Annotated in this window: 8 protein-coding genes; 2 read left to right on the forward strand and 6 right to left on the reverse strand. The window is 68.5% G+C overall.

What is annotated here, in order from left to right; genetic code table 11:
- Positions 1 to 121: 121 nt before the first annotated feature.
- The 6 genes from AU198_RS15335 to AU198_RS15360 form a co-directional block, all read right to left on the reverse strand.
- The gene (locus AU198_RS15335) at positions 122 to 2,653 is read right to left on the reverse strand and encodes a DEAD/DEAH box helicase (RefSeq protein ID WP_197416123.1); all 2,532 of its coding nucleotides are present in this window, start codon (positions 2,651 to 2,653) and stop codon (positions 122 to 124) included.
- Complete coding sequence (locus AU198_RS15340; RefSeq protein ID WP_064349014.1) at positions 2,646 to 3,578, reverse strand: LysR family transcriptional regulator; 933 nt, start codon at positions 3,576 to 3,578, stop codon at positions 2,646 to 2,648. Before AU198_RS15340 ends, AU198_RS15335 begins: the two co-directional genes overlap by 8 nt.
- Positions 3,579 to 3,642: 64 nt before the next feature.
- Positions 3,643 to 5,946 (reverse strand): CaiB/BaiF CoA-transferase family protein, encoded by a 2,304-nt coding sequence (locus AU198_RS15345; RefSeq protein WP_064349015.1) that lies wholly within the window; start codon positions 5,944 to 5,946, stop codon positions 3,643 to 3,645.
- A 42-nt stretch (positions 5,947 to 5,988) separates the two neighbouring features.
- Positions 5,989 to 7,191, reverse strand: coding sequence for an acyl-CoA dehydrogenase family protein (locus AU198_RS15350; protein WP_064349016.1), 1,203 nt, complete (start codon positions 7,189 to 7,191; stop codon positions 5,989 to 5,991).
- 1 nt (position 7,192) lies between these two features.
- Positions 7,193 to 8,287 (reverse strand): acyl-CoA dehydrogenase family protein, encoded by a 1,095-nt coding sequence (locus AU198_RS15355; protein WP_064349017.1) that lies wholly within the window; start codon positions 8,285 to 8,287, stop codon positions 7,193 to 7,195.
- Positions 8,288 to 8,413: 126 nt separating this feature from the next.
- Complete coding sequence (locus AU198_RS15360; protein WP_064349434.1) at positions 8,414 to 8,842, reverse strand: hypothetical protein; 429 nt, start codon at positions 8,840 to 8,842, stop codon at positions 8,414 to 8,416.
- A gap of 193 nt (positions 8,843 to 9,035) precedes the next feature.
- Between AU198_RS15360 and AU198_RS15365 the strand changes: the two genes are divergently transcribed.
- Both AU198_RS15365 and AU198_RS15370 read left to right on the forward strand, forming a co-directional pair.
- Complete coding sequence (locus tag AU198_RS15365; RefSeq protein ID WP_064349018.1) at positions 9,036 to 9,851, forward strand: formate/nitrite transporter family protein; 816 nt, start codon at positions 9,036 to 9,038, stop codon at positions 9,849 to 9,851.
- A gap of 78 nt (positions 9,852 to 9,929) precedes the next feature.
- Positions 9,930 to 12,113, forward strand: a complete 2,184-nt coding sequence (locus tag AU198_RS15370) for a phosphatase domain-containing protein (protein WP_064349019.1) — start codon at positions 9,930 to 9,932, stop codon at positions 12,111 to 12,113.
- The last annotated feature ends 4 nt before the right edge of the window (positions 12,114 to 12,117 follow it).

Below are 12,117 nucleotides of genomic sequence, written 5' to 3' on the forward strand. Positions count from 1 at the left end.
GTACCCGTAGGCGCTCACCGGTAATCACACAGAGCGTTCCGCCGAGCGTGGGGTTGTGTCACGCGAATCCGCGACAAGTGTGACGCAAGGCCACACTCGGCGGGAAGGCGTCGCGCGTCGCTCAGTCGAACCGGCCGGCGTCGACGACCCGCAGGACGACCGCGCCGGCCTCGTCGGAGGCGACAAGGTCGACCTCGACATCCAAGCCCCAGTCGTGGTCGCCCGCAGGATCGTCGAAAACCTGCCGCACCCGCCACACTTCGGGCGCACGGTCGATGATCAGCAGCGCCGGACCGCGCGCGTCGGCGCCGGTGCCGACGTCGTCATGCTCGTCGAAGTAGTCCTGCCCGACCTGCTCCCAGCGCGCCGCCGTCCATCCCGAACCGCTGTCCAGAGCGCCGAGTTCGTCCCAGCGCAAGCGGGCGAACAACTGCACCCGCCGGAACAACGCGTTGCGCACCATCGCCGTGAACGCACGCTGGTTGCCGGACAGCGGGCGCGGCGCGACCGGCGCCGCGGCCGGCGCGTCATGTGGCCGGTCGGGGTCGGTCAGCTGCTCCCACTCGTCGAGCAGGCTCGAATCCACCTGGCGGACAAGCTCGCCGAGCCACTCGACGATATCGCTGAGTTCCTCGGTCCTGGCCGCGGCGGGAACCCCGGACCGCAGCGCCTTGTACGCGTCGGACAGGTAGCGCAGCACCGCCCCCTCGGCGCGGGTCAGGCCGTACTCGCTGACGTATTCGCGAAACGTCATGGCGCGTTCCCACATCTCGCGCACCACCGACTTCGGGGACAGCGCGGCGTCGGCGGCCCACGGGTTGCTCTGCAGGTAGACCTCGAAGGTGTGCTCGAGCAACTCCTCGAGCGGCCTGGGGTAGGTGATGTCGTCGAGCAGTTCGATGCGCTCGTCGTACTCGATGCCTTCGGCCTTCATCGCGGCGACGGCTTCGCCTCGGGCCTTGTTCAGCTGCGCCGCCAAGATCTGGCGCGGATCCTCAAGCGTCGCCTCGATCACCGAAACCACATCCAGTGCAGAGGTTTCCGATGTCGGATCGAGCACATCGACGGCGGCCAGAGCGAATGTCGACAACGGTTGATACAACGCGAAGTTCGGCGGCAGGTCGACGGTCAGCCGGTATCTGCTGCCGTCGGGACCGGTCTGGTCGAGGCGCTCCACCACACCGGCCTGTAGCAGTGAGCGCGCGATACCGACGGCTTCGCGGATGTGCTGCAACTGCCGTTTGCGCGGCTCGTGATTGTCGGTGAGCAGCCGCCGCATCGCCTCGAACGGGTCGCCGGGGCGGTCGATGACGTCGAGCATCATCGCCGTCGACACCCGCATGTTGCTGGTCAGCGGTTCGGGCGTGGCCTCGATCAACCGGTTCATGGTCGACTCGTTCCACGGCACCATGCCCTCGGGAGCCTTGCGGCGCACCAGCTTCCGGCGCTTCCTGGGGTCGTCGGCGACTTTGGCGAACTGTTTGAGGTTCTCCACCTCGTGGTCGGGCGCCTGCACGACGACGGTGCCCGCGGTGTCGTAGCCGGCCCGCCCGGCCCGACCCGCGATCTGGTGGAACTCGCGCGCATTGAGCAGCCGGGTGCGCACCCCGTCGTACTTCGACAGCGCCGAGAACACCACCGTGCGGATCGGCACATTGATGCCGACACCCAGCGTGTCGGTGCCGCAGATCACCTTGAGCAGACCGGCCTGCGCCAACTGTTCGACCAACCGGCGGTACTTCGGCAGCATCCCGGCGTGGTGCACCCCGATACCGTGTCGCACCAACCGGGACAGCGTCGCGCCGAAGGCCGTGGAGAACTGGAACGCGCCGATCATCTCCCGGATCTCGGCCTTCTGCTCTTTGGTGCTGACGTTGACGCTCATCAACGCCTGCGCGCGCTCCAGCGCCGAGGCCTGGGTGAAGTGCACGACGTAGATCGGGGCCTGCGCGGTCTCGAGCAGATCGCCGATCGTCTCGTGCATCGGAGTGGTCGCATACGAAAAGAACAGCGGCACTGGGCGTTCGGCGTTGGCCACCAGCGCCGTCGGCCGGCCGGTGCGCCGGGTGAGGTCGTCGCGCAGGAACGAAACGTCACCCAGCGTCGCCGACATCAGCAGGAACTGCGCCTTCGGCAGCTCCAGCAGGGGAACCTGCCACGCCCATCCGCGGTCCGGGTCGCCGTAGAAATGGAACTCATCCATCACCACCAACGCGATGTCGGCGTCGGCCCCTTCGCGCAGCGCGATGTTGGCCAGCACCTCGGCGGTGCAGGTGATGATCGGTGCCTCGGCGTTGACCGCGGCGTCACCGGTCAGCATGCCCACGTTGTCCGCGCCGAACACCTTGCACAGCGCGAAGAACTTCTCGCTGACCAGCGCCTTGATCGGCGCGGTGTAGAAGCTGCGGCCGTGCCGTGCACCGGATCGGGCCAGCGTCGCGAACAGCGCGCCCGTGGCCACCAGCGACTTCCCCGAACCGGTCGGGGTCGCCAGGATGACGTTGGCGCCGCTGACCAACTCGATCAGCGCTTCCTCCTGCGCCGGATACAGCACGGTGCCGTTGGCCTCGGCCCAGGCGGCGAAGGCCGTGAACAGCGCGTCGGGATCGGCGCCCAGCCCTTGTGCGATGTCGGTGAGTGAAGTCTCAGGCACCTCGATGCACCGGCCCCAGCCGGTCGGCGATCTGCTCGGCGGCCTGCTCGACCTCGGTGAGCCTGCTCCGCAGCCGCTCGGGCGCCCAAGCGAGTGCGATTCGCGCTGGGGGCCAGTTGCTTTCGTCGATCGGCACCAACTTGAACTCCGGCGGGGAGAACATCTTGCCGATGAACGAGTCGGGTGCGTAACTCACCAGCGCGACGAGATGCCGGTTGAACACAGCGGTGGCCATCTCGAGTTCGCCGCCGCGCTGGTTGGTGGTGCGGACGATGCGGTGAACACCGCGGCTGTTGAGTTGTCGGGTCAACCCGGCCAGCACCACCGGATTGGGCCGGGCGAAGTCGATCACGACCTCCCGGTCGCGCAGTTCGTCGATCGCCACAAGGTCTTTGGCGGCCAGGGGATCGTCGAAGCGCACCGCGAGCGCACCCTGATAGCTGGCCACCACCTTGTGGCGCAGGCGTTGGTCACCGGCGGGCAGGTGGATCAGGCCCAGCTCTGCCTGTCCGGCGATCAGCTTGGCGGCGACCTCGGTACCCGACCCGGGAACTCCGAACTCCGTCGGGACGGGCAGGTCGGTCAGCACCGTCTCCAGTTGCGCGAGCAGGTCGGACGGCGCATAGGCGGTGGCGCTCAGCCGAAGCGGAGCCGGACCCTGCACACCGCGCTTCGCGGTGGCTTTGAACTCTTCGACCTGTCGCAGGATTTCGCGGGCCGGGCCGATCAATCGTTCGCCGAGCGGGCTCAGCCGCACGTCGTGGTAGCCGCGCTCGAACAACGGTCCGCCGAGTTCCTTCTCGAGGAGCTTGATCTGCTTGCTCAGTGGGGGCGGCGTGATCATCAGCTTGTCGGCAGCCCGCTTGAAGTGCAGTTCGTCGGCCACGGCGACGAAGTACCTGAGCCTGGTGAAGTCGATGTCCATTCCTGCGGTGTCTCGTACGGGTGCCGTGCCACCCGAATGCTACGAGATCACCGGTGCACCCGGGTCAGACGTGCACGTCGCCTGTGGTGGTCTCGAGCACCCTTCGCCGATGTAGCGCCTCGATCTCCGTCGGGTTCAGGCCGAGGAGTTCGGTGGCGATCTCGGCGGTCTGCTCGCCGATGAGCGGGGCCTGCAGCAACGGGGGATCGGCGACGTGATCGCAGTGGATCTGCACGTTCTCCATCGTGAACGGGACGTCTGCGTGCGGGTGAAGCTCCTCGCGGAACGATCGCCGCTGCTGGTAGTACCCCCACGACGGGAGCTCGTCGGCGTGCATGACGGCACCCGCGGGCACGCCCGCGGCCTGCAGCCTTTCCATCGCCCCGATCCGCGAATGCCGCGCGGTCCAGGCGCGCACGGCGTCGGGGTCGACCTCACCGTCGCCGGGCAGGCCGATGACCCAGCGCAGCGCCTGCAACTCGGCGTCGTCGCGCACGGTGATCGCGATCCACTCGTTGTCGCCCGCGGCCGGGAACAGTCCCCACGGTGTCCTGCGTCCCGTGCCGGAGCGGGGGTGCCCGGCACGCTCGAGAGCATCGGCGGCGATGTCGGCGGCGACATGACTGAGCATCACCTCGGCCTGGGCGACGCTCGCCGACCCGCCCTCGCCGGTGCGTTCCCGGCGCAGGAGCAACGCAATCGCAGACAGGGCGCCGATCCTGGCCGCGACGTGGTCGGGGTAGACGGTGACGGTGTCGCAGAACGTCTCGGGCTCGCCCGGGTACACCCACTGACTGGTGAACCCGACGGCGGCGCGCACCAGCGGCCCGTAGCCCAGGCGGTTGGCCCACGGGCCGCTGGGACCGAAAGCGGAACTGTCCACCACGACGATGCCCGGGTTGATCCGTCGCAGCGTCGCGTGGTCCATGCCCAGCGCTTCGGCGACGCCGGGTTTGAAGTTCGTCAGCACCACATCGGAGGCCCGCACCAGGCGGTGCGCGAGTTCCAGACCTTCCTCCGTGCGCAGGTCGAGCCCGATCGAGCGCTTGTTGCGGTGGCCCGCGGCGAACGGCTGGGTCATTGTGGTGAGCTTGCCGACGCGCAGGCCGTCGGGATGGGCGGAGTGTTCGATCTTGACGACGTCGGCGCCCAGATCGCCGAAGAGCCGGCCGGTGTCGGCTCCGACGACGATGACCCCGAGATCGAGGACGCGGATCCCTTCCAGCGGCCGCCCCTCGGCCCGGCGCTGCCGACTCGCCAACAGTGGTGCGGCGGTGAGGGGTTCGGATCGATGCGAGTCCCTGTCGAGTGCGCTGGCGCGATGGCCGTCGATTTCGCAGACACCGACCGGGATCGGGGCCACGACGCCGGGCGCCAGCTCCACATCGCGGAAAAAGCCACGCGCACTGAAGTGTTCGGCGGTCAACGCCTCCGACAGGGTCAGCACCGCCGCCGTGGGAACGCCGTGGGCCTGACCCTGGGACTCCAGCTCCGCGCGGGTCTTGTCCGCGCAGAAAGCGGCGATCGCGTCGAGCAGATTCGGTGAGCGGAACCGCTTTCCGAGTTTGTCGTATGAGGGGTCGGCGAACTCCTCGGGGCTGCCCATCCAGGTGAACATGCCGCGCCACTGCCGCTTGGCCAGGATGCAGATGCGGACGTGGCCGTCCTTACAGGGGATGATGGGGTAGCGCTGACGTTCGGCGTCCCAATCGCGCTGCTGCAGCTTCACCGCGACGCCGGCCGACGCGCTGCCCGCCGAACCGAACGGCGGGTCGAGCGTTTGCATCGCCCCTTCGAGGATCGAGAAGTCGATCAGGTCACCCTCACCGGTGCGCAAACGGTCGAGGTAGACCGCGACGGCCATCACCGCGGCCTGCGCGGCGGCCACGTGGAAGGGCAGTTCGGCAGGCGGGACCAACGGCTCGCGGCCCGGGATGCCGGATCGCGACAGCTCGCTGGTCAAGGCGTGGAACACCGGACCGCTGCCCTGCCAGGTGCGGTAGTCGTTGTCGCGGCCGAAGTCGCTGAGCGGCAGGATCACCAACGTCGGGTGCTGCCTACGGATCTCACGCACCGCCAGCGTCGCCTCGGCGCGCGATCCGGGCCGGGTGCTCTCGATCAGGATGTCGGTGCCGCCAAGCAATTTCGCGAACTCGAACCGGCCCGCCGCGGTCGACGGATCAAGCTCGACCGTCTCCATGCCGTGCCGGTCGATGGCGGTCTGCACATCTACCCCTGCGACGTGCGGGCCCACCGCGTCGTCGTCGGTGACACCGAGCAGGCGCAGCACCGTCACGCGCGCCCCGAGGTCGGCGAGCAGCCGGCCGACCGCGCTCATCGGCCCCGAGCTCAGGTCGAGGATCCGCATCCCCGACAGCGGCGGATCGTATGCGGCAGCGTGGGGCACGGGTCAGCTCCTGCGGGCCTGGCGGAACGGGATGTCGCGGTCTGCCTCGGGTTCCTTGGGCAGTCCCAGCACGCGTTCCCCGATGATGTTGCGCTGGATCTGGTCGGTGCCGCCGCCGATCGAGGTGAAGAACGCGTTGAGCGTCAGGAAGTTGACGTCGTCGGCCACCGGGTTATCGGGGCCGGCCAACAAGGCCTGTGCGCCGATGATCTGTGTCTTCATCGCCGCCTCGGTGTGCAGGATCTTCGACATCGCGAGCTTGCCCAGCGACATGATCGAGCTCGACGTGCCCTGTGACGTACTGGCTTTCGCGCGCGCGTTGTTGAGCCGGTTCAGCTCTCGCATGGCCAGCACCTTGGCCAGCGGGTAGCGCACCGCGGGATCGTCGAGGACCCCGTACTCGCGGGCGAGTTCTATCAGGCTGTCCGCCTTGCGGTTACGCGAGCCGCGACCACTGTCACCCATGATGGACCGTTCGTAGGCCAGCGCGGTCTGAAGCGCGCGCCATCCGTTGCCCTCGCCGCCCAGCAGGTAGTCGTCGGAGACGGTCGCATCGTTGATGAACACCTCGTTGAAGTGCGATTCACCGGTGATCTGCACCAGCGGGCGCACCTCGATGCCGGGCTGCTTCATCGGCATGATGAACAGGCTCAACCCCTTGTGTTTGGGCACATCCCAATCGGTGCGGGCCAGCAGCAGGGCGTAATCGGCGGTGAGCGCGCCCGACGTCCACACCTTCTGCCCGTTGACCACCCACTGGTCACCGTCGCGGACGGCGGTGGTGCGCACGCTGGCCAGGTCGGAACCGGCGCCCGGTTCGCTGTAGAGCAGGCACGTGCGGGACCGCTCGACCAGGAAATCGCGCAGCAGATCCTGTTTGATTCTCTCGGTGCCGAGCTTGAGGGTGGTGTTGGCCGGGATGTTGTACTTGTCCTGCCGCGACCCCGGCGCCTTGATCGCCGAGAACTCCTGGCCGATGACGGCCGCGAGGTCGCTCGGATATCCGCGGCCGAACCACTCGGTGGGATAGGTCGGCACGGCGTAGCCGGCGTCGAGCACCTTCTCCAGCCAGGCGATCCGCTCGGGTGACGACACCCACGGGTCGTCGGACTTGGGCAGTGGAGTCCAGTTGTCGCGCAACCATTCCCGGACCTCGGCGCGCAGCTCGTCGGCGGTGGGCAGGGCGTCCAATTGCGCAGGAGTCATGTCAGGCACCTCTCGAGACGAGGTAGCGCTCGCGATGCAGGCGCGGGCCGCCGAACAACTGCAGGCCGGTGCGCGCTCTGCGCAAAAACAGGTGGGCGGGGTGCTCCCAGGTGAAACCGATACCGCCGTGCATCTGGATCGCGTTCATGGCGATGGTCTCGTAGGCCTCGGCGCAGGCGAAACCGGCCAATGCGACCGCCCCGTCGGCACTTTCGCTCCGCGTGGCCCTCTCGGCGGCCGCGTGCTGGGCGGCCGATGTCGCGTTCTCGACCTCGATCAGAAGGTCGGCGGCCATGTGCTTGAGCGCCTGGAAGCTGCCGATCTGGCGACCGAACTGGACGCGGGTCTTGAGGTAGTCGACGGTCAGATCGAAGAGCCGGCGCGAGCCGCCCACCTGCTCGCCGGCCGAGGCGATCACGGCGTGGTCCAGGGCCTGCTGTACGGCGTCCCATCCGGCGGTGCCGAGCCGCCGCGCGGGTGTAGAAGCGAAGGTGAACGTCGACAACCGCACGGTCGGGTCGAAAACCGTTGCCGCGGTGCGGGTGAGACCCTCGGCGTCCGGCGCCACCTCGAAGACACCGACACCGTCGGCGGTGCGCGCGACGACGAGCAGGACATCGGCCACCTGACCCCAGGTGACGTAGTGTGCTGCGCCGGTGAGGGAGCCGTCGGCGCCGGCCTCGACGTCGACACCTTGCGCCGTCCAGGAGCCGGACTGTCCGGTGACCGCGACGGTGCCGATGGCCGTGCCGTCGGCGAGTCCCGGCAGGAGTCGGCGCTTGTCCTCGTCGGAGCCCGCGGCCTGCACGAGCGTCACCGTCAACACCGCGCTGGAGATGAACGGAGCGGGCAGAAGTGCCGCACCCGTCTCCTCGGCGACGGCCTCGAGCTCGAGTGCGCCGAAGCCCAGACCGCCGAGTTCGTCGTCGACGAGCATGCCGAGCAAGCCCTGATCGGCGAGCCGGCGCCACAAGTCGCGGTCGAAGCCGTCGTCGGAGGCCATCACTCTGCGCACGTCGTCCTCGGTGCACCTGTCACCCAGCAACTCGCGCACCGCCGAACGCAGTTGCGCGCGCTCGGCCGCACTGATCGTCATCCCAACCGCCTCTCCTGGCTAGCTGGGTCCATGGTTGGGCCTCGGCGGCCGGGTGTAAATCACGAATCGCGACACCGGGGGATTTCCGATTGGGACATCCGAGAGGCGGCCGGCGGGCCCGGGTCGCTACTGCATACGAGCCTGGCCCCGGCCGTCGATCAGGCTGTCGAGGCCCCGCTGCCACCGGGCGGAGCGGACGCGGTTACACACCGCGCGGGTGATCAGCACGACAGCCGCCGCCGTTCCGAGGGCAGCGAGCAGGACGAGTGCGCCGGCCGTGACGGCTTCCATCGCCGCGTGGGGAGCCCCGCGCTTGGAGTCGAACAGTGCGGTGCCGACGGTGCCGGCGATCGGCACGGCGAACAGTGACAAGGCGACGGCCAAGGTCATGATCAGGGCCTCGATCCGATCCACGGAGCGGACCAGGGGATCGCGCCCCCGCAGACGCATCAGCGCCGGCCACCTGGGCACGCGGAGGGTGAAGGTGGCCCACCCCTGGTCGTCACCCAACCGAACGACGTTCTGGGGTTGATCGTTGCGACCCGGGCGGTACACCGTGCTCTCCTCTCGCGCTGTTGCCTCTTTCACCCATGGTGAGCCCGATCGCCGCCCTTTGCTTGCCGGTGCCCGACAACCTCGACGCAGCCGGTTGTCGCCGTCCCACAACGCCGTGAGCACGGGCCGGGGTGCTTCGGCGCGGCGGCGGACGGGTACCCCTGACCGTCATCGATTCGGGGAAGGGCCGCACATGAGCGAGACACAGCGACGTCAGATGGGTGAGTCGAACAGCCCGATCGAGGACGAGTTGGAGGGCGCCTTCGCGCGGATGGTCGACGAGGGCACCCAGCGTCTGCACCGGACGTGGCGCGAAGTTCTGGTCACCGGCTTCTTCGGCGGCACCGAGGTCGCGGTCGGCGTACTCGCCTACCTGTCGGTGTTGGCCGCCACGCACAACCACCTGCTCGCCGGTATCGCGTTCTCGATCGGGTTCCTCGCGCTGCTGCTCGGCCGCAGCGAGCTGTTCACCGAGGGGTTCCTGGTGCCGGTCACCACGGTCGTGGCCAAACGCGCCAGCGTCGGGCAGCTGCTGAAGCTCTGGAGCGGGACGCTGATCGCCAATCTCGTTGGGGGCTGGGCGATCATGTGGCTGATCATGACGGCCTACCCGAAACTGCATGCGCAGACCATCGAGTCGGCCACCCACTTCGCCACCGCCCCGCTGTCGGCGGAGACGGTGACGCTGTCCCTGCTCGGCGGCATGGTCATCACGTTGATGACGCGCATGCAGCACGGGACCGAGTCGACGTTCGGCAAGATCGCCGCCGCGGTCGCCGGCGGTTTCCTACTGGCCGGCCTACAGATGTTCCACTCGATTCTGGACTCGCTGTTGATCTTCGGTGCGCTCATCGCCGGTGCGCCATTCGGGTACGGCAACTGGGCGACGTGGTTCGGCTACACGGTCGTCGGCAACGTGGTGGGCGGTCTGCTGCTCGTGACCCTGCTTCGTCTGCTGCGCAGCAAGGACCGTCTCCAAGATGAGCGGCAGGAGGCGGATGCGTCATGAGCCGCGGGTGCGTCGGCAGCGTCGACTGCGGTCCTGAGACCCGGGAACGGAAGGTCGAGGCGCGATCACGGACACGCGATGGATGAGTCGGCGCCGATCGGCGTGATCGTCGACATCGACGGCATGTTGCGGTTGGGAACAATTGCCCGGCAGTGGCTGCGCGTGCGGTCGAGGCTGCGCCGATCGACCACGGACAGGCGATCGGTGTTCGGAATGCCGCACCTGGTTGGTGAACTGGCGCGCGGACGAGACGATCCCGTCGTCGTCTACGTGAGTGCCGTTCCCCAGAAGCATCGGCGTTCGCTGCGCAGAATGCTTGAACGGGACGGATACCCCGCGGGCCGGTTGCTCGCAGCGCCGGACACCAAAGCGCCGACCTGGTTGTTCGGTGGCGGCTTGACCGCAAAACGGGCGGCCGTCGAAGGTGTTCTCGCCGACCGGCTCGACGTGCGGTGGGTATTGATCGGAGACGACGCAGGGCACGACCCCACCCTGTTCGGTGATCTTGTCCGCCGGGCGCCTGGGCGCATCGCTGCACTGGGGCTGCGACAGGCCGTCGACCCGCCCGCTGCGAGAACCGTTCGCTCCGTGGAGGTTTCCGATGTCCCGGTGGTGAAGGCCCCCAACGGTGTCGAGCTGCTGCCACACCTGCGCGAAGCGGCCGGGCTGGGGCCGGCTCGGGGTGGCTCGCCGGAGGACTGGCTGCTGACGGCCGCGGAGCGCGGGAACGACGCGAGCGGACTGCACGCCTTCACCGAAGGCAACACCGTGCGGCCATTGGTGCACGGCGACACGTACTTCGCTGCCCTTCTCGCCGCCTGCGAAGGACTCGGTGAGGATGATCTGCTCCTCTTGCTGGGCTGGCGGATGGACCGCACGGAGTTGCTTCGCACCGAAGGTCCGACCGTCTCGCGGGCGCTGCGGGCGGCGGCTCGACGCGGCGCGCACGTCCGCGGGCTCCTCTGGCGCTCATACCCGGCCGCGCTCGGCTACCAGCTCGGCCCCAACCGGGACTCCGCCCGCACCATCAACGCCGCCGGCGGTCACGTCATGCTCGACCAACGGGTGCGAGCCTTCGGCTCACATCACCAGAAGGCTTTCATCGCACGGTATCTCGCGCGGCCAAGCGAGGACGTCGCATTTCTCGGCGGCATCGACTGCGCGCACGGCCACCGCGACGACGCCGAACACGCCGGTGATCCCCAACCGAGCGCCAGCAGCGATCGATACGGTCGTACCCCCGCACAACACGATGTGCAATTGGAGTTGCGCGGACCCGTCGTCGCCGACGTCGAACGCACCTTCCGTGAACGTTGGCAAGACCGCACCGCGCTGTCGCGCCGGCCATGGGAGTGGGCCAACGACCGGATACACCGCCTCCCGAAAGCGGCGGTGCCACTGCCGACCCGGTCCGACCCCGCACCTGCCGGAACGTGCGCGGTGCAGATTCTGCGGACGTATCCGAGGCGCCGAACCAGCTGCTTCGCGCCGCGCGGGGAACGCAGCATCGCGAGGGCATATGTCAAGGCGCTCAGCCGAGCCGAGCGACTCGTGTACATCGAAGACCAGTACCTGTGGTCGATCGACGTCGCCCGCCTGTTCGCGGCGGCGCTGCGCCGAACCCCGGGGCTGCAGCTGATCGCCGTGGTGCCCCGATTCAGCGACGTGGAGGACAGGTTCTCCCGGCAGGCAGCCCTGTTCGGCCACCACGAAGCGCTCGACATGGTGCGTGAGGCCGGCGGGGCACGGGTGCAGATCTTCGACATCGAAAACCACCGGGGGCTACCGGTGTACGTGCACGCCAAGCTGTGCATCGTCGACGACGTGTGGGCACTGGTCGGCAGCGCGAACCTCAACATGAGGTCATGGACCTACGACGCCGAGATCGCCGCCGCCGTACTCGACTCGCGGCGCGACCCGCGCGCACCGGAAGACCCGGCCGGGCTCGGAGACGGGGCGCGCCACTTCGCGCGCGAGCTACGGCTGCAACTCATGCGCGAGCACGTCGAGACACAGGACGACACAACCCTTCTCGACCTCGACCAGGCTGCCGGGACGATGCGGAGAAGTGCCGCGAACCTCGACGGCTGGTACCGGTCCGGCCGTCGCGGAACCCGGCCCACCGGACGTCTGCGCACGCATGTGCCGGTTTCCGCCGGCAAAAACCCGGGTTGGCACCGTTGGCTCGTCGAACCGGCCTACCGCGCGGTGTACGACCCGGACGGACGACCCGCCTTCATGCGGCTCAGACGCAGCTACTGAACAG

The organism is Mycobacterium sp. GA-1199 (genome assembly GCF_001500045.1).
Lineage (GTDB): Bacteria > Actinomycetota > Actinomycetes > Mycobacteriales > Mycobacteriaceae > Mycobacterium.